This window comes from Paenibacillus sp. J22R56, from assembly GCF_056269375.1.
Genome location: NZ_JBWDNV010000007.1, coordinates 140956 through 158311, shown reverse-complemented (window position 1 = coordinate 158311; position 17356 = coordinate 140956). Strand labels below are relative to the sequence as shown.

The window sequence follows — 17356 nt, the reverse complement described above, 5'->3', positions numbered from 1 at the left end:
AGGAAGCAACCATGAGTGAAAAGGTTGAGGCAGCTGTATTAAATAATATCGTTTGGTGTGAAATCATATGTGAGACACACGGTATTACGGCAACTTCAAGTAAACATATTTGGAGGACAACATCGAAATCTCCGCCGTATTACCCGGACATGATTACTTCAAGCAGGCATGTAACGATTGCTGAGATAATGGACATCATTCAAAATAAAGAAATAACCGGCATCAAAGATAGTTTTGCTAATCTTAATTTGTCGCCTTTTAATTTTGAATTGTTATTTAAAGCCGACTGGATTTACCATGCACCGTTGGTTGACCCGGAGTCTATTCCACCTGGATGGTGCCGCGTCACAACAAAAGATGAGTTTGCGGAGTGGACTTCCGCTCATGGATTAAATGTGATTAAACCTGAACTTTTAGAGCACCGTGATGTAACACTTTATTTAAATAAGAACAAGGATGAAGTATCAGGATTTATCGCTAATCTAGGTGCAAATGCCATTGGGATATCCAACGTATTTTCGAGTGCTGACATCGAGGATACGTGGTGTCATATTCATAATATAGTCTCTTTAGATTTTCCCGGTTTACCTATGGTAGGGTATGAGAGTGGTACTGATCTTACCGCAGCACTTAAATCGGGATGGACAACTGTAGGACCGCTTCGTGTATGGGTAAGATCGAGTGATTGAGCTAACAGGGAACTTTAGTTCAATCAATAAAGCTGCAGCAGGTCGGAGGATCTCTTGCAGCTTTTGTTGAAGTAAAGGGAGGTTAACACAATAACTCACTAGAAAATATATTTGGAAAGGCAGCTTAGCTCAAAATTAACTGATTGTAAAAGGTGGCTTATAATTTGAAGAGCATTGATGAACTTGTAAGAGATTCTGAATCTACCATGGGAATAATTAATAGATGGGTCACTGAAGGCTCAGTTTATAACTATGATTGAAAACCTAAAGCCAGGTATCACTCAATTAACAGTGCACCCCTCAATAATTACCGAAGAATTAAGAGGAATAACCAGCTGTTATTTGGAGCGTGAAATTGAGTTCCGCTTACTTTGCGACTTAGATATTATGCAGTTGTTCAAACAGGAAAATATTAAACTTGTTTCATGGAAGGACGTTCGTGACTTACAGCGGCTACCGAGGGAGTTCAATATTAAACATTAACAGAGGTGAGAAAAATGATACCGAAAGAGATGTTCAAAAAAATGGTAACCGAAACTATTGCCCCTCTTTTTAAAGAGAGAGGTTTCAAGAAAAAAAATGCTACCTTTGTTAAAGAAGCTGAAGAGATTGTTCAGATTGTTCATTTAGCACCATCAAGTTGGAATATGCCGGATTACTACACCTTTACAGTAGATATAGCTATATTTTCTAAACCATACTTTTTAATTTTAAATCGTAATCAACCAAATAGCTGGTTTTCTTACCAAAGTTACAGACCTATCATCGGAGGCGACCTGAGGCATCTGATGAAAGAAGGTTTCCGACATCCCGATTATCACATTATAGAAAGTACTGAAATTAACACTATGGCTCAAAACATAAAAGTTAATTTAGAGACACTTGTATTCCCGTATCTAGATAATACAAATAATACAGACGATGTAATTAATGAAATTGAGAAACAAATTGTTGTAGAAGGTGGACCTCGAGTTGCACAATATGATCTAATTCCACTTTACTGTACCATCGGCAACAAATATAAAGCTGAAGAGGCATTAATCTTTGCTTGGAATAGAAAAATAGACAACCCTCATTATAATGAGATGTTAAAAGAGTTCACTCAAAAACTAGGATTAAATGTAAAACCTCTTTAGTTAAGGCACATAGTTATTACACTAACTAAGAACGAGGGATTTCAGAAATCACAATGCAGGAGGTCCGATGAAGAAGGAATGGATAGATGCAGCAAAGCTATTAGCTAATATTCCCAACACATTAATCAAATGTCCGGATTGTGGAAGTTACATACTTGAAGTTGTTGACGTTGATTCCCCTTTAAATGCAGTGGACTTATTGTAAAGCACAAGCTGTTTTGAAAATGAAGCGTAAAGTATCTTCAGCTAACGGTGAACAATAGCTTAATCATTACACGCAGGAAAGCTGGTGGAATATGAGTGTATCAAGTGAAAGTCGAAAAGGGGATAGAATTTATGTGATTGAAGGATTTATTTCAAATGTAGTTACTGATGATGACGGTGAACTTGATTTAACCAGGTCAGATGAACTTGCTATTGGCGATACAGTTGTTTATTTAGACTGGAGCCTCGATACAATTGGAGATAACCTAGAGATCTTTATTCACTACGTTGATAATAAAGGTCAAGAGTTAAAGGCAAGAGAAAACTATTTCGTTATTGAAGATGTTTGGAATAATCTCAGAACTTATTTTACCAGTTTGAATTAAGCTATCGAGGAACAATAGAACAATAAGCAGATCAGTGATCCGCTAGGGAGTTTAGTAATAATACTTAATTTAAAACCATGATATAATCCTCAATAAGTGTATCGACAGGAAAAAAAGCGAGGGAAGCTATTGAAACAATCAGAACTAAATAAATTGCTTGATAAAGCAATAAGGGAATCCGCTAAAAAGAACAAATGGAAAAGTAGTTACGGATATGTTTTTATCAAAAAAGAGATGTTCTTTTTTATATTAATAATTACAGCTAACGTCAAAACAAAAGAGATACATTACTCCTTAAATTACAAACTATTTGAATTTGATGACATTTACTGGACTATATTAAATATGGAAGAGAACATTAACCAACCTGTAAGTCTACGAGTAACAGGTGCGTGGGCTTTTCCTACCCAACGAATTAATGAGGGAATAATATCTCTTGGAACTTTTGATTATGATGAAATATTAAATATAACAAATCAGGTGATAATTACATTGGAAAGTGTATCAACTACACTTGTAGATCAGGTAGGCAACGATATCAAGAAAAATCTTGAATACCTCGAATCATTGTACAGCAGTTTAAAATTGAAGTATCCGAACTCAGTTATAGATATTCACAAAGAAAAAGTTCTTACTTTCATTTTGATGAGAGAATATGAGACCTCATTATCTATTTGCAAAGAACGGATAGCTAATAATGATTCCGGGGGATTATTCGGTGAATCCTTCTACGAACAAGCCAAAGAATATCTTAGTAAACAGGATAACCACATTTAAAGATACCTTAAATGTGGTTATTTGGTACGGAATAAGAACACCAATTTAGTGTGAAAAGCTGATTAAGCTAACTGGGAACAATATTTTAATACAACACGACAGCAGCCTCAATTATTAAGGACATAACGATTTTTTGCTGCGATTAGGAGGGAGATTATGGATGAACGAAGAGTGCTTTTAAGCCAAAAGTTAAAGATAAACAAGCAGAAAAATCAAAGGATTAATTTAATAAACTCACTTCCCCTGGATATGTCCACTGTTATAGAAAAAAGTGATTTAATCACGTCACCAGAATTAGAAAAAATCTTGGATAAGATTCACGAAAAATGGAACCACGAATTACATAGTAAAGATTTTATTGTTAAATATAAAGAATTCAGAAATGAATTCAGTTGGGAAGAAGAAGTAGTTCATTTTATACAAGGGATAGTTATAGAAGAGAAACTTGCTTATCTATTTTTAGGAATTGATGATAGTCCAATGTTTCTTGTTGACGGAAATTGGGTAATCAAATACTTTGACACGTTATGGAACTCTATTAACAATGAAGACGTATGGATAATTGGTCAAAATTTTAATTATGGAGTAATTGTTTCTTGTTATGCGGGATATGTAGAACACGACCCCAATCCAGAAGAAATTCACTATGCAATTACTAGATGGAATAATTAAATAAGTTCTTCTTCAACTACCATGAAAGAATGTATTAACTTTAATGCTCTGTGGTGCAGAAAGAGATGCATGGATGGCTAACGGGGAACTTTAGCTTAATAAAATGTTTAAAACCTTCTATTAGAAGCAAACTAGTATTAATGCTCTAATGGGAGGTTTTCTTATGCTTATAAGCGATCTATGGACATTGTATGAGGCAGACAAACGTATCCAGGGATTTAGCACGAATACTTTGAGAGCTTATGCTTTACAGCAAAAGATATTAGTCAAAGAGATCGGTGATCTGGAAATTTCAGAAGTTATCTTAAGTTTGTTGAAGGAGTATTTGGCTAAGGTGTCCGATTGTTTAAAACCAAATAGTTTGGGTCACCGTATCAGATTTATTCGTTCTCTATTCCGGTTCGCCTATGAGGAAACTTATCTATCAATTAATCCATCATTAAAATTACGTGAGCCCAAAATGGATAAGCGTATTCCGAAATTTCTTGTAGAGGAAGATGTTATTCATCTTAAGATATCTTGTGAGACACTTCGGGAAAGGGCACTTTTGGAGTTTCTCTACAGTACTGGCTGCCGAATAGGAGAGGTAGAGAAAATAAATATTGAGGATCTCAACTGGGAGAACTGCTCAGCTATTGTAAATGGGAAAGGCGCCAAGCAAAGGGAAGTATATTTCACTACCGAGTGTAAAGTTTGGCTCAGAAAATATTTGAACAATCGTGATGACTCCTGTAAGGCGTTATTTGTTACGGATAAATCGCCGGTAAAACGGCTTGCAGTTCGGGGAGAGCTTGAAGCAAACGTATACCCTCATCGCTTTCGTCATACCTATGCGTGTCAACTCCTTGATAACGGTGCACCGCTTGATTTCATCCAAGGAATGTTAGGACATGAAAAAGCATCAACTACACAAATTTATGCCCAGTTGCGCGGGGAGCGAAGAAGAGAGTTATATCGTCGCTTTTTAATAACTGGTTGAGTAATGGTTCTTTTAGTTGAGTAAAGGCATTTTGATGATCAACTGGCTGCTAAGTTATAAAAACTTAGGTTAAAATAAGTATTTGTAAGAGATTATAAAACGATCGACAAAATTAAACTCAATGATTGTAAGTCTGTTGAGTTGTTGAATGAAGAATTTATAAGATTAACGGTAGAATAGTAGAATTTCTTATGTGTATAAAAGTCAACTTTTGTGACGATACTTTTAGATATCGAGTATATTTGGAGGTTATCGTTATGATTCAACAACTAAGTTACGAGAAGACTCATCTTGTAATATCAAACTTTCTGAATGAAAGTAATGATAAGATTTTTTGTTTTATTACAGCGGAAGACTTATCTAGCAATTCTTTTGTACTGAATAGGTACTGTAAAGATAATGCTAATGCTATTTATATGAATCTAATGTCTATTAAATCTACTAAGTCGGTAATACTACATTTACTGCATTCTATAGAAGTTCCATTTACAATATCAAAATGAATACTTGGTCCACTTGTTGTGTTCAGAACTTGAAAAAAAGAGAATCTCTCATTTTGTTTTTGATAATATTCAGGAATTAGAAACTAGCAGAAATGTTCTTGAGATTTTTGAGCTATTTAGATATGTAAATATAAATACTGGTGTTCAGTTTGTTTGTGTGGGTAATAGAGTGTCAGAAGGCTTATCCGCAGAAATTACAAGACGCAGCGAGTTTTTAAAAGTAATCTAACGTAACGTTGTATTAAATTCACTTGTCAAAATCCCGATCAGTAGTCCTGATCGGGATTTTTTGTTGTGTTTATTCTGTATTGAGCTTTTATACATTTGCTGTATAAATATGCAAGGAGGGATTTGCGGATATTTTCAGTAAATAAGAAAACCGAGGTTTCTTTAGGGTTTTTCATAATTAGCTTTCTCAATAACTTTGAAAGCGCCCGTTGATAATTCAAGCTTTTTAGCTGCTGTTTTCTCAACAATTATGACGTCACACAGATTGTAATATGCAGACCAATATAAAATCATGAATGACGGTATAGATATATGCGGAACAAGAAATGCCGTCGCGGAAAAAACTTTGTCATGACCGTTGATGATGCCCTCTGTGCGAAATCAACGATAAATGACTTTGCCATGTATAATGTGCATTTCAAAAACACTATTGTATTTTCATCCTGTAATGGCCTCAAAGCAGGTTTACAGTCATTAAGTCCGATGTATGATGTATGGTTTGAAGATAATGACGTCATTCAGGCACGGCGAGGAATAAGCTTTGTATTTACCTCGATGGGCAAAAGCATTCCTGTAGAGATTGAGGCTCAAACAGCACCAATTACGAATGTATATATAGATGGTGCTATATTCGAGAAAGAAGCATTTAACCCCATGCATATCTACGGCTCAAGTAACACAAAAGATGTAAAGAATGTTACGATTACCGATCTAAACATATGTGGAGATATCATAACAAACGCTTCGGAAAGGGTGTAAATGTGACATGCATGTCTAATAAAGGATTATAAATATAAGACCATTTATAGAGTCTCGCAAATTGCGGGCTCTTTTTGCTACCTTGAAAAATAAAATATTAGACTGAAAATATAGTGCTAGATCGTGAAATAAAGTTGTAGAATGGTCGTTTCTAGAGATGATATACTGAAAAAAGGGTATGACAAATAACCGTCCCTTTCGGCACAGGAATATATTTCATCGTTTACTATTCCATGCTAGTTACTCTAGCCGAAATGCTTCTTTCGAAGTCAAAATGGCAAAAATCCAGTGGATGAGTTTGTTTACACAAGCAATAACCGCTACTTTGAACAGTTTTCCTTCAGCACGCTTTTTATCGTAGTAAGCCCTTAACTTCTTGTTTCTATTACTACGAATACCACATCGCACAGCTTGATACAGTGCTGTACGAAGCCTTCTGGAGCCATGTTTGGTGATCCTATTTTGGGTTGCCACAAACTTACCTGAAGCAAAGACACTGGGGTCAACACCAGCAAAGGCCACCAGCTTCTTAGCATGATCGAACCGATCGATTTCCCCAATCTCAGCCAAAATTGTTGCAGCAATTTTAGTGCCGATACCGGGTATTGATTGGATTAAATCATATTCAAGTAACTCTTCAGCCAGGGTCTCTATCGATTTATTAAGGTCTGCTAGATGGTCCTGGTATTGAAGAAGCAATTTGATGAGCAACTGCATGGAGATCAGATGACTTGGAAAAGCCGTCTCTTTAAAAGGATTTCGCCTTGCTGCCGCTACCAAGATATGAGCGTGCTCGGAACACCATAAAGTAGATCTACCGCGTCCTGTTTGGCTTTGGATTGTTACTGAAATCTCTTCCACAGTCATATCCAGGACTTCCTTAGATGTCGGGTGTAAGGCTAAAACTCGAAGCGAAACTTTTGAGTAGAGATCACCGAACACGCCATGGTATTCAGGGAAAACCTGATCTAGAATAGCCTGGAACTGCAGCTTCACTTGAACATACATACCCGTTAAAGATTCATACTGACGAGTGAGATAGCGTAAATTCATGAGATGCTGACCCCGTTTTTTGATGGGTTCAAACTCTTCTTTATAGAACAGCACCCCAAGCTGATAGGCATCAGCAGCATCCGTCTTGACCCGTCTCAAATTCGTTTTTTTAGCTTCATATGAGATTAGAGGATTAATGACAATGTACAGATAATGGTGCTCATCCAGAAACTGAACAACAGGGCTATGATAATGGCCTGTTGCCTCCATTACTATGCAGGGGCTCATTCCCGCAGCTATTTCCACTGCTCTAACATAACTAAGAAAAGACGACAATCCCTCTAGATCATGATTAAATCTAAAGATCTTCCCATGAGGTACTCCACGGTCTAAAAAAGCCTGTGCATGGCTCTCTCCCTTGGACACATCCAAACCAATGACTGGATTCATGACATCACTCCTGTTGTAATTTCACCGGCAACCCCTAACCTTCTTGTCTTCCACACTATCGCATGTGATACGGGATCAACGTCCCAACCAGCCTAACCATGGTTGAACAAGTAGGGGGGATAAACAGAATAGCTCTCGGGATCCAAGTCCCACGGGCAGATACGTTCGATCCCCGGCTACCGCTATCTTACGACCATACAAAAAAGAGGTCGACCAGAAAGATCTGGTGACCTCATAATACGAACGGGCAGATTAGCGTAATCACTTCGCGAATACTTTAGGTATGATGGATTTACGAAGTTTGCAAAAAAGACGTTAATTAACGCGATTCTAAGGAGAGACAATATGAAGAAGATAATTTGGTTACTTTCATTTTTTATTGTTATCCTTGGCATCGATCTCTTCTATTCAATTCGATTAAATGTAACGAACAAAAATGATTACCTTCAAAGAAGTATTCTTTATAAATTTGATCAAACTGATTTGAATAGAATTAATACACTCTATGAGAGATTCCTGGATCATGAAGGCGATTACCTAGTTGTAATAGGACCTACTATAGACAGTGGACCAGCTATAACTAACATTAATTCAAATGGCAAGGAAATAGTATGGATAAATGATATGTCTAGAGATGCATACAGTAATGGATCGATAGCAGTATATAAATGTAAGAAATTAAATAAAGAAGAGGAGTACGCAAGTACAGTTTTTTCAGTGTCAAATTGCGAGGGTTATTTAGAAGACGATATAAAGGGATATATAGCATTTCCAAAGAAATAAAAAGTGACATGAAGGTATTTCCAGTGGGCGTTAACATCAGCTAACACCACATTCCCGCTGCGGGACCAATCGGGTAGAGTTCATTACGCTAACGGGGAACGTTAGTTCATCAAACAAAGGAGCAGTTTACCCTACGGCAGCAGCTCCTTTGTTATTAAGCTATGGGCAGGATAGTGGAACAATAGTATTGAAGATACAATGATAAAAAACATAAATACAGGGGGATGAAAGCAGTGGAAGTATTGTGGGAAAGATTGGAGAGCTGGCTTAAAAAACATGCACCAGAGGTATTAGAAGATTTAAACCCTGGGGCAACTGAGTCAGAAATAATCGAATTAGAAGCTGCATTGGGCGTCAAATTACCGGAGAATTTCAAAGAATCCCTGCGTATTCATAACGGGCAATCAGGTGATTCTCAATGGCTTGTTGCAGGATGGGAACTACTTTCTACTCAGAGAATTTTGGGCGAATGGACTGTTTGGAAAGAACTATATGATAAAGAGTCATTTAAAGAATGGAGTGTAGAGCCGCAAGAAGGGATAGCGAACGTGTGGTGGCAACCCACATGGATACCATTAACATATAACGGCTGCGGCGACCATCACTGTCTTGATTTAGCACCAACCAACGAAGGTAAGAAAGGTCAAATTATTAGTATGTGGCATGATTCGGAGGAACGAGAGTTATTAGCCAAGAATTATGAAGAATGGTTCGACCATCTGGTTCAGACTTTTGAAGCAAATGATGCTGAATATGTTTTTGAAAGCGGCGATTTTGAGTTTAATGCTAACAAAGATTAAGCTAACGGGAGACGATAGTTCTAAACATCTTGCACCGAAATAATGGGAGATTGAGAACTGATAAATGATATGAAACGGAGTAACGACATTGAGAAGATTTGCATATTTGTTTGTAGTTCTTATTATAGGCTGTGCTTCGATGGTATTTCTTATTGACCAGAAGAAAGACACTTACTTGGAAGTCGTGAACCGGCAGGGCTATTCTTTGGAAATGACTCAAGTGCCCGTGCCAATTCAAATACCATTGAAACCCGAGTGGTTAAATAAGGAGGGAACGTGGAATGTCATGCTGGTGGAGAAGGCAAATACATCTTTCATACTCAAGAAAACGGAAACATCGAACGGTGGTATGACATTCACCGTTGCCATCCAGCCAGAGATTGAACGGTCAATGGGAACATTCTTGTCCAACAAGGTGTATGAAGAAGGTGGCGGCTATCATTATTACTCTCAAGCACCGTTATGGGAAATTTATAGCCTAGACGGGCATCAGCTCGACATGGATGTGATAGCGATTGGTCAGGGAGACAGGCAATTCTCGTTTACTCTAAACAAGAAAGAGATTGCTGATGCTGAAGGCGCGTCAAAGGGACTAAATATCCAATTCAATGGAATTGTCTCATATGAATATGTCCGGACATAATGTATTTTTGCGTGCTCATTGCAATTTCGAGAACGTTAAAGCTTTGGATCTTCTGGATTGAAATCGATAGTTTCCCACAAGTACATGTACCATGAATTGAGCATTCAACAAACGAAGAGACGTTGGTTGCAAAAAACAAAATGGCAGCTGGTTCAGGATCAGTTGCCATTTTTATTGATGTAAAGGGCAAGATAGTTCCAATATGTGGTGATATAACGTTATGAATATTAGTTAAGAACGGAGGGGGAGTTTGGAAATAAGTTTGGACAGGAAGATAAATGATATTTGCATTGACCTATCAGTAAAGTTAAGAGGGAATAAAGCCGGGGATGGGAATGCTTTAATTGACTATGAATTGATTGAGAATCTTCATACAATTTTGGACGTTTATAAAGAATCGATTAGTGATGAGAAGATGGTTTCTAGAGAATTGGTCTTTGCCCTTTTTTATACTTGTAGCAGGTTCTATATACAGAGTACGTATTCTAATAATGCTGAAGAGCTAATACATGAATTCAATAAATTACAGTTTAAATTGCTTCACGATGTTTTCGGTAAATCCGACAGCTAGAATAATTTTCTTTTGAAACCATTAAGGAAACGATAGCTGCATATACACCTACGACGAAGCTGCCGGCATTATCGGCAGCTTTATCACGTTAAATCGCAGAATAGTTACAATCTTATGTGGTAATATGTTAATGAACAACGTGACGATACCTAATGGAGGTACCTCTTGAAGCGAATTGGACTTAGATTTTTAGCCTTGTTTTCGGTCTTCTTTATCGGAAACCTTATTCTAAACGCGATATTTAAACCTGATTTGGAAGGTAGTACAGCATTTTTAGTCGCATTCGGTGCCGCAACTGGCGTGGCTTTAGTTGAATATTACTTATTGAGAAAGAAACATAAAGTTGATGATTAAGCTAGCTGGGAACTTTAGTTGAGAACAACAAAATGGCAGCTGATCTAGATGATCAGTTGCTATTTTTGTTGAAGTAAAGGGCAGCATGGTTCAAATGAACTTTTTAGACCAAGGTTGCGTCTATAACTAAGAAGGGGCATACGAGGAGGATTCAACTTGTTGGTAGGTAAAGACTATCAATTGAAAGGAAATTTATTGATAGAATGAGCCTGGGTGTTTTCCTATTATTTGCATTGCTGTTTCTTCCGGTTCTTTGAGCAAATCTTCCAGTTAGCAAGCGAGTAAACAGGCGCAAACATAACTTTATAATGGGAGTTTGAAATATGAAAAAAATATTATGGGTTTGTATTATGATAATGTTGATGCTAGCATCGGCTTGTGGAAATGTTGAAATGACATCAAATCCAAATACTTCTAGTGAGACTAAATCTGAAACAGATCAGTCTATTATTCCAAAAAACACAACCGAATATTGTACTCAAGGACGTATGAATTTGGATAGTGAAACTGAAAAATATTTCTATGGAACTTGGAAAGTTGAGAAGCTTTTAGGATTTGCAAATTCATATAATGATGCTTCTGAATATCCAACAGGGCAAAAATTTATTGGAGATGAAATTATAATCAAAAAAGACGTTTTTTCATCAAAAGGACTTAAAAACTATAAGAAATATCGGTATGAACTAAAAAACCCATTACATGAGATTACAGCGACATGCTATAACTCTGACTCTTTTTATAGATTATATAAAATAGATATCCCAGACCTAAATATAAATGATGTAGTAAAAGCAATTGAAATAAGTGACCCCTCTACAAAAATGAGCATACCTGTAAGTGTAAGTTTTTTTGTTGTTAATAACGACAGGCTTATCTTGATATCAGAGGCAACTATTTTTGAGCTTAAAAAAATTACTTAGACCGAACTTTGTTACGTTAACGGGGAACATTAGCTCAATAAAGACACTACGGCAGCTCACACATGATGAGCTGTTGTTTTCTCAACTGAGGGCAGGTTAACGCAACTTCTGTTATTCATTAAGCGTCTTACTGTGAAGAACGATCCACAAAACATATCTTCTTTAGAAAAGGTAGCCTGCGCGTAAAGGTTTCTCATGGCAGTGGTGAAATTCCTCCTCCGGTCTTCCGTCGTATTTTGAAGGAAGAACTCGGCGGAATCACGATCGAGGAATTTAACGCTGGAAAATAGACGACTTCGGTCGTGTTTTCTTTTAGGAGGAAGAGATGATGAAAACATGTACGCCCCAGGCAGAAGCCTATGCCCAGCTAGCCATGCGCGCGCTGGATCTCAACGAGCTCACAAGTGAGCAGCGTGATGCCGTTTGTGCAGCGATAGATGATGCGTATGATTCCGGCGCGGCTGATAAAGTCGAAAGAGCCAGCAAGCGTTTAGCAGAAGCGAGAGCCATCATGGACAACATGGAGTAAAGAAAAAAAGCCCTTCCGGATTCGGAGGGACTTTTTTTATAGGATTATTTATACATCAGAACGAACAGTTAATTTGACTTGCCCCGCTAAACCATTGGCTTGATTGAGCTCCCAAGTCCAGCCACCATTTTGAGCGCTACTCCAAGTATAGGTGCTCTCATACTGTTGACCTGGCGTAAGAGTGCCACTTTGCCAAAGGTTACCGGAAGGATCTTTTAGTTTATAAGTAATTGTAGTTGTCCCAGTGTTTTGAATATACGTACGAACATCTTGCGGAGTACTCGTGTTATACTTGAAATATCCGTAACCTTGTCCATTAAAGCCAACGCCAGCTTGATCTTGCAAAAGAGCAAGAGGAGTAATCTCTTCATAAGTTGGTTGAACAGTAACCGTGTTTGTTTCAGTACCTGGATCCGCACTAGCGGCCAAAGGAACGGCGAATAACATTGCTGCAAATGCTGCTGTGATAATAAACTTTTTCATGATTTACCTCCGAGTATGTATAATTGTTGGGATGAGGTATTGTAGCAATTTTCTGTATGACTGATTGATTTAAGATATAAGAGGAATCATCAGGCACAATCTACAAATATCTGGACCACTTGTAAGATATTAACACGATATTAATAATTTGTAACCGCAAATATATTTAGTAAATACCGCAACCTATTGCGGCTTTGTAAATGGAATTTACATAAGTTATAAGAAAATGTTAATTTAATGCGGTGAATATGTAATTTTTTTAGGATAAAGGAGTAAGAAGGGATCCCATGACCGCAGCATTACCATCAAAGGAAGAGCTCGAGCTCATACGTGATATTGCGCTGCTTCCCATCATGCTCGACGTTGTACAAAACGATAGAGCGAAAGTAAAGTATGACCTCGAGATTACCGGCTTCATGAAAGACGTTTTTCTCTCGGCGAACAATGTCCTCATGAATGCCAGCACAATGGACATCTACCGAGTTAAGACGGAATTAAAGAAACGCGACATTCGTGTCGAGCAGATCGACAGGGGAGCAGCTGCGCTTCATTATTCGTACTGGTACAAATGATACGAGGATCGTTTCTCTCTCATGAAGGAAGTCGTTAAATCGGAGATCTCCGTCCGGCTCGCGCGGTATATTCAAGAACTGAATATCTATTGATCGCAAAAGAAGAGCCCCTCCGTAATCCGGAAGGGCTCTTCTTCAGTGTTTACACGCCAACATCGACACCAGACTGGTTCAGCGAGCTGATACGGAACGTCCGATCCGTATAAACAAAGAAAGCGTCCCAAATTAAACGGATATATGTATGGGCAAGGGAATCCCCCTTGCCTTTTGTTAGTGTTATTAGAAGAAATCGACAGCAGTTATTGAAGTACGCTTGATAAAAACGACGGTACCGCTAGCTAAACGAAGAATGACAGAGCCATTTTGAAATCCTAAAAAAGTACCTTCATGGAATGTACCGTCAAAATGGATTCGGACGTTAGGCGTACCCACTCCGATTTGAGATAAAACGGATTGAACACCGTCGTTGCCACTAGTTTTGTTACCACTAGTTTTGTTACCACTAGTTTTGTTGCCGCCACTTTTGTTTTTTGGCATTTTTCATCACTTCCTTTCTATATTTGTTAACAGTATATGGATAGTGATAGAGTTTGGCTTGTACACATGTACCAAATCTAGTAATTGGGCTCCCCAGCGTAAGAAACAGAAAAGCCCTTCCGGATCTCGGAGGGGCTTTTCTTTCAGATGAACGTTGTCGAATCCTCCACGCTAATAGATGTTCGACAGATTTTTATGTGGTGGCTTTCGCCTTGTCACCCATTTTTATATACGATGCGCGCCAAATGCACCTTCCGACTTTTCGATAAATTCCTTCATGACTTTTACGACGTCTTCCCGCTGCGAGTTGGATACATAATTCGAGCGTCCGCTATCCTCGTTGTGTTCGTATACCATGAGGAAGAATCCGTATTGCTAAGAAAAGGAGTGGATAAAATTTGCAGCGCACTTTATATCTATTTGTATTAGTTATTATGATTACGTCCGTTACAATTATTGCGGGCTGCCAAGGAGAAAGCAATAAGGATACTTTTCCTGAAGTCGGACAAAGATTGTCTGAAAGTATAAAACAAATTGATAAACAACCTGGTATAGTTTTAACTGTGTTCGCTGCCGAACCCAAAGAGAAATTATATAAAGTTGGAATTGAATATGACCAGAGTCAAATAAGCAGTGAACAATTGAAACAAATTGTTACTGATTATCTCAGCTATGCTGCTTCAAACTCATCGACTTCTAACAATTGGGAAGAGATACTTAAACCATATCAATTGCGCATTGAAAAGTTAGGCGATGCTAAAAAAACACCAGTGATAGCTGAAAAAGACATCGGCTCAACAGAGATAAATTGGCTATTTGAATAAAATAGCGCCGCAAGTGGATTAAACTAACTGGGAACGTTAGTTGAGAAAAACAAAATGGCAACTGATCAACGATCAGTTAACATTTTTATTGAAGTATTCCAGCTAATAGCTTGTCATTTTTATTACTAGAGTTCCTTGATAGTTGGGCGGAGTGACCGACCAGATTTGACAGTGGATGGGGCGAAGGTTGCATGGCTTAAGTCCTCCTGATATGTGAATATCCGGTAGTTGGAGCACTTTCTAATATTTCCCTCCTTGTTATGATAGTTAACATAGCCCTTCACCGGGCAAGCCATATAGATCAGAGGAGGAGTGTATGTGGTAAAACGCAATCTTTTCAGTCTGATTTCGTCGTTCATTCTGGTTGGCGGACTTCTAATGCCAGCTGCGGCAACGGCAGCGCCGGTCAAGCAGACAAGCTATAATGCGAATCCCAGTGTACGGGATGTTGGTACGAAGCTGAGGGCCGATGCGCTTGAGAGTGTTAAAGCCGAAGGCAGGATTGACTTGTCCGGCAGTAAAGCGGCGGCGGATGCCGGCTCTTCTTCGGGCGAAGCCGGATTGACGGAAGCAAATGTCGGTACCATTAAGCCATGGCTGACGAACAACGACGTTACTGGCCAGTATTATTTGACGAACTTTACTCTCCGCGCCGTCGGTGAGAACGGAGAAGTATGGGTGGCGAACAATCTTAAGTTCCCAGACGGGGATCCTCGGAACGTCTCTGTTCAAATTACCGACGCGCAGGTTCAGTATTTGCTGAACGAATTCGAAACCCGCATCTATCCCAAAGAAATCGAGTATTTCGCACCGCCTGCCGAGCGCAAAGGCAATGACGGCTATAACGGCTTGTATAAGGACGACAGCGGACGCGTCGTTATCTTGATTGACAACATCAAGGACCAAAGCTACTACGACCCGAACTATCCGAGCTACATCGCGGGTTACTTCTCCCCGACGATCAGCGATTTTACTGACCGCAATGTCATGACGATTGACAGTTTGGATTGGTTGAACCGGACCGGACCAAATGCCGCTAAGCCATATCTCTATGAGGGCGTATTCGCCCATGAGTTTCAGCATTTGCTGCACCGGGATACCGATCCGGCTGAAGAAAGCTTCATTAATGAAGGCTTGTCCGACTTTGCCCAATACATGGTTGGATACGGCCACTCCACCGACCATGTGAACGAATTTTTGTCGAATCTCCGCAACTCTCTTACCTTATGGGGTGATCAGTCTGATCTCCAAATTCTTGCCGATTACGGCAACGCCTACCTGTTCCAGCTGTATCTCTACGACCATTATGGAGAATCGTTTATCCAGACTTTGTTCCACGATCCGTACACCGGCATGAGGGGCGTGGAAGATGCACTCGCCGAAGCCGGTATCAGCAAAACGTTTGCTAAAGTTTACGCCGACTACATGACGGCAGTTGTCCTCGACAGCGGGTATCAAGGCGACTCCTCCACGTACAAGTTCAACTCGATCGACCTGACTCCCGACTTTGCCTCCTCGGTCTTGCCAGACAATACTTCTCCTGCATGGGGAACAGACTTCAAAGTGATCACGCCGGATTCGAAGATCGATCATCTGTACTTCCAGGGGCTCGACTTCCTGCGCACTAACTGGACGCCAGTGGAAGATCCCGAACGCGGAACGGTTCTTTGGGGCAATCAAGGCGACTTGGTTGACAATTTCCTGATCAAGGAACTGGATCTGACCGGTCAATCTGCGCCTGAACTCAGCTTCGATACCAGCTACAACATCGAAGAGCAGTGGGACTTCGGCGCCGTACAGGTATCTGAGGACGGAGGGAAGACCTGGAAGTCGCTATCCAATGGGGATACCCGCAGCGATCCGGTCGAAGAAGGCTATCCGAAGATCGCAGCGAATCTGCCGGGCTTCACGGGCAACTCTGACGGTTGGAAGACGGAGACGTTTGATCTAACCGCTTATGCCGGGAAGAAGGTTCTGCTCGGATTCCGCTACTTGACGGATTGGGGCTACAACGAAGCCGGCTGGTACTTGTCCAATCTGCGGCTGAACGGAATTGTGATCGATCCGATGACCGGCACCTCCGGCTTTAAGAGCTTGGAGCAGACTATCGGCCAGTACGTGAATTATCAGGTTGAATTCATTGGCTTCATGAAGAACTACGACAAGCAAAAGGAAAAAGAGCAGGGTAACCAGGTCAAGGTGATCCGTCTGCCGGATCTTATCCATTTGTCGGAATCGGATCGCATCGAGCTTGCCGACTTGCTCCACAGCTCGAAGTATGATCGCATCATCATGATGACGACATACACCGCACCGGAAGGCACCAGCAACAGCGTGCCTTACGATTATGATGTGGTTCTTAAGAATACCGGGAAGAAAAGCAAGGCTGCGAGCAGCTAGCGATAAGCAGAAGTAACAAAGCAACGATGTATGTCAGCGTAACATAAAGAACACGCCTGAACGTCTACTTTATTTTCATGGGATGGGAAGGGATTGGAAGAGACATCATCGCAGGATTCCTTGCTGAGGTAGGTATAAATGCCAGAGATGCACGTAGACATGCA

The 17356-nt window shown here is 39.6% G+C and carries 22 protein-coding genes; 18 read left to right on the top strand and 4 right to left on the bottom strand.

Going from position 1 to position 17356, the window contains the following annotated elements:
• Positions 1-11: 11 nt before the first annotated feature.
• The 8 genes from AC0YNT_RS17830 (at position 12) to AC0YNT_RS17795 (ending at position 6333) form a co-directional block, all read left to right on the top strand.
• Positions 12-689 (top strand): hypothetical protein, encoded by a 678-nt coding sequence (locus tag AC0YNT_RS17830; protein WP_475805862.1) that lies wholly within the window; start codon positions 12-14, stop codon positions 687-689.
• 497 nt (positions 690-1186) lie between these two features.
• On the top strand, positions 1187-1825 hold the full coding sequence (locus AC0YNT_RS17825) for a DUF4304 domain-containing protein (protein ID WP_475805861.1): 639 nt from the start codon (positions 1187-1189) through the stop codon (positions 1823-1825).
• 67 nt (positions 1826-1892) lie between these two features.
• The gene (locus AC0YNT_RS17820; protein WP_475805860.1) at positions 1893-2030 is read left to right on the top strand and encodes a hypothetical protein; all 138 of its coding nucleotides are present in this window, start codon (positions 1893-1895) and stop codon (positions 2028-2030) included.
• 91 nt (positions 2031-2121) lie between these two features.
• The gene (locus AC0YNT_RS17815; RefSeq protein WP_475805859.1) at positions 2122-2415 is read left to right on the top strand and encodes a hypothetical protein; all 294 of its coding nucleotides are present in this window, start codon (positions 2122-2124) and stop codon (positions 2413-2415) included.
• 129 nt (positions 2416-2544) lie between these two features.
• Positions 2545-3192, top strand: a complete 648-nt coding sequence (locus tag AC0YNT_RS17810) for a hypothetical protein (RefSeq protein WP_475805858.1) — start codon at positions 2545-2547, stop codon at positions 3190-3192.
• A gap of 156 nt (positions 3193-3348) precedes the next feature.
• Positions 3349-3864 carry a hypothetical protein gene (locus AC0YNT_RS17805; RefSeq protein WP_475805857.1) on the top strand — a complete coding sequence of 172 codons (516 nt, stop codon included), beginning with the start codon at positions 3349-3351 and terminating at the stop codon, positions 3862-3864.
• Positions 3865-4027: 163 nt separating this feature from the next.
• Positions 4028-4843 (top strand): tyrosine-type recombinase/integrase, encoded by an 816-nt coding sequence (locus AC0YNT_RS17800; protein WP_475805856.1) that lies wholly within the window; start codon positions 4028-4030, stop codon positions 4841-4843.
• 1082 nt (positions 4844-5925) lie between these two features.
• The gene (locus AC0YNT_RS17795; protein ID WP_475805855.1) at positions 5926-6333 is read left to right on the top strand and encodes a hypothetical protein; all 408 of its coding nucleotides are present in this window, start codon (positions 5926-5928) and stop codon (positions 6331-6333) included.
• Positions 6334-6573: 240 nt separating this feature from the next.
• On the opposite strand, the gene AC0YNT_RS17790 is transcribed toward AC0YNT_RS17795, so the two are convergent.
• Entirely contained in the window at positions 6574-7776 is a 1203-nt protein-coding gene (locus AC0YNT_RS17790; RefSeq protein WP_475805854.1) for an IS110 family RNA-guided transposase, read from the bottom strand.
• A gap of 345 nt (positions 7777-8121) precedes the next feature.
• On the opposite strand from AC0YNT_RS17790, the gene AC0YNT_RS17785 reads away from it, so the two are divergent.
• The 7 genes from AC0YNT_RS17785 to AC0YNT_RS17755 all read left to right on the top strand — a co-directional run bounded on the left by AC0YNT_RS17785 (position 8122) and on the right by AC0YNT_RS17755 (position 12376).
• Positions 8122-8559, top strand: a complete 438-nt coding sequence (locus tag AC0YNT_RS17785) for a hypothetical protein (protein WP_475805853.1) — start codon at positions 8122-8124, stop codon at positions 8557-8559.
• Between the two features lie 233 nt (positions 8560-8792).
• A complete protein-coding gene (locus tag AC0YNT_RS17780; protein WP_475805852.1) occupies positions 8793-9359 on the top strand; it encodes an SMI1/KNR4 family protein in 567 nt (188 codons plus the stop codon).
• Between the two features lie 88 nt (positions 9360-9447).
• A complete protein-coding gene (locus tag AC0YNT_RS17775; protein ID WP_475805851.1) occupies positions 9448-10002 on the top strand; it encodes a hypothetical protein in 555 nt (184 codons plus the stop codon).
• A gap of 250 nt (positions 10003-10252) precedes the next feature.
• Positions 10253-10573, top strand: coding sequence for a hypothetical protein (locus tag AC0YNT_RS17770; protein ID WP_475805850.1), 321 nt, complete (start codon positions 10253-10255; stop codon positions 10571-10573).
• Between the two features lie 165 nt (positions 10574-10738).
• The gene (locus AC0YNT_RS17765) at positions 10739-10927 is read left to right on the top strand and encodes a hypothetical protein (protein ID WP_475805849.1); all 189 of its coding nucleotides are present in this window, start codon (positions 10739-10741) and stop codon (positions 10925-10927) included.
• Positions 10928-11250: 323 nt separating this feature from the next.
• Entirely contained in the window at positions 11251-11847 is a 597-nt protein-coding gene (locus tag AC0YNT_RS17760; RefSeq protein ID WP_475805848.1) for a hypothetical protein, read from the top strand.
• A gap of 325 nt (positions 11848-12172) precedes the next feature.
• Positions 12173-12376, top strand: a complete 204-nt coding sequence (locus tag AC0YNT_RS17755) for a hypothetical protein (RefSeq protein ID WP_475805847.1) — start codon at positions 12173-12175, stop codon at positions 12374-12376.
• Positions 12377-12424: 48 nt separating this feature from the next.
• Here the strand turns inward: AC0YNT_RS17755 and AC0YNT_RS17750 are convergent, their stop codons facing one another.
• Positions 12425-12859, bottom strand: coding sequence for a hypothetical protein (locus AC0YNT_RS17750; RefSeq protein ID WP_475805846.1), 435 nt, complete (start codon positions 12857-12859; stop codon positions 12425-12427).
• A 287-nt stretch (positions 12860-13146) separates the two neighbouring features.
• Between AC0YNT_RS17750 and AC0YNT_RS17745 the strand changes: the two genes are divergently transcribed.
• On the top strand, positions 13147-13431 hold the full coding sequence (locus tag AC0YNT_RS17745) for a YhjD family protein (protein WP_475805845.1): 285 nt from the start codon (positions 13147-13149) through the stop codon (positions 13429-13431).
• A 279-nt stretch (positions 13432-13710) separates the two neighbouring features.
• On the opposite strand, the gene AC0YNT_RS17740 is transcribed toward AC0YNT_RS17745, so the two are convergent.
• Both AC0YNT_RS17740 and AC0YNT_RS17735 read right to left on the bottom strand, forming a co-directional pair.
• Positions 13711-13968 carry a hypothetical protein gene (locus tag AC0YNT_RS17740; protein WP_475805844.1) on the bottom strand — a complete coding sequence of 86 codons (258 nt, stop codon included), beginning with the start codon at positions 13966-13968 and terminating at the stop codon, positions 13711-13713.
• A gap of 225 nt (positions 13969-14193) precedes the next feature.
• Complete coding sequence (locus tag AC0YNT_RS17735; RefSeq protein WP_475805843.1) at positions 14194-14325, bottom strand: hypothetical protein; 132 nt, start codon at positions 14323-14325, stop codon at positions 14194-14196.
• A gap of 41 nt (positions 14326-14366) precedes the next feature.
• On the opposite strand from AC0YNT_RS17735, the gene AC0YNT_RS17730 reads away from it, so the two are divergent.
• Positions 14367-14792 (top strand): hypothetical protein, encoded by a 426-nt coding sequence (locus tag AC0YNT_RS17730; protein ID WP_475805842.1) that lies wholly within the window; start codon positions 14367-14369, stop codon positions 14790-14792.
• Positions 14793-15110: 318 nt separating this feature from the next.
• Positions 15111-17192: a hypothetical protein gene (locus AC0YNT_RS17725; protein ID WP_475805841.1), complete on the top strand. Its 2082-nt coding sequence runs from the start codon at positions 15111-15113 to the stop codon at positions 17190-17192.
• Positions 17193-17356 lie beyond the last annotated feature (164 nt).

What these genes read in the sequence shown, in the direction of transcription:
- AC0YNT_RS17825 (WP_475805861.1), top strand. Translation starts at nt 1,187, where the DNA reads ATGATACCGAAAGAGATGTTCAAAAAAATGGTAACCGAAACTATTGCC.
- AC0YNT_RS17745 (WP_475805845.1), top strand. Translation starts at nt 13,147, where the DNA reads ATGACCGCAGCATTACCATCAAAGGAAGAGCTCGAGCTCATACGTGAT.
- AC0YNT_RS17785 (WP_475805853.1), top strand. Translation starts at nt 8,122, where the DNA reads ATGAAGAAGATAATTTGGTTACTTTCATTTTTTATTGTTATCCTTGGC.
- AC0YNT_RS17800 (WP_475805856.1), top strand. Translation starts at nt 4,028, where the DNA reads ATGCTTATAAGCGATCTATGGACATTGTATGAGGCAGACAAACGTATC.
- AC0YNT_RS17735 (WP_475805843.1), bottom strand. Translation starts at nt 14,325, where the DNA reads ATGGTATACGAACACAACGAGGATAGCGGACGCTCGAATTATGTATCC.
- AC0YNT_RS17740 (WP_475805844.1), bottom strand. Translation starts at nt 13,968, where the DNA reads ATGCCAAAAAACAAAAGTGGCGGCAACAAAACTAGTGGTAACAAAACT.
- AC0YNT_RS17805 (WP_475805857.1), top strand. Translation starts at nt 3,349, where the DNA reads ATGGATGAACGAAGAGTGCTTTTAAGCCAAAAGTTAAAGATAAACAAG.
- AC0YNT_RS17750 (WP_475805846.1), bottom strand. Translation starts at nt 12,859, where the DNA reads ATGAAAAAGTTTATTATCACAGCAGCATTTGCAGCAATGTTATTCGCC.
- AC0YNT_RS17755 (WP_475805847.1), top strand. Translation starts at nt 12,173, where the DNA reads ATGATGAAAACATGTACGCCCCAGGCAGAAGCCTATGCCCAGCTAGCC.
- AC0YNT_RS17795 (WP_475805855.1), top strand. Translation starts at nt 5,926, where the DNA reads ATGACCGTTGATGATGCCCTCTGTGCGAAATCAACGATAAATGACTTT.
- AC0YNT_RS17820 (WP_475805860.1), top strand. Translation starts at nt 1,893, where the DNA reads ATGAAGAAGGAATGGATAGATGCAGCAAAGCTATTAGCTAATATTCCC.
- AC0YNT_RS17815 (WP_475805859.1), top strand. Translation starts at nt 2,122, where the DNA reads ATGAGTGTATCAAGTGAAAGTCGAAAAGGGGATAGAATTTATGTGATT.
- AC0YNT_RS17830 (WP_475805862.1), top strand. Translation starts at nt 12, where the DNA reads ATGAGTGAAAAGGTTGAGGCAGCTGTATTAAATAATATCGTTTGGTGT.
- AC0YNT_RS17760 (WP_475805848.1), top strand. Translation starts at nt 11,251, where the DNA reads ATGAAAAAAATATTATGGGTTTGTATTATGATAATGTTGATGCTAGCA.
- AC0YNT_RS17790 (WP_475805854.1), bottom strand. Translation starts at nt 7,776, where the DNA reads ATGAATCCAGTCATTGGTTTGGATGTGTCCAAGGGAGAGAGCCATGCA.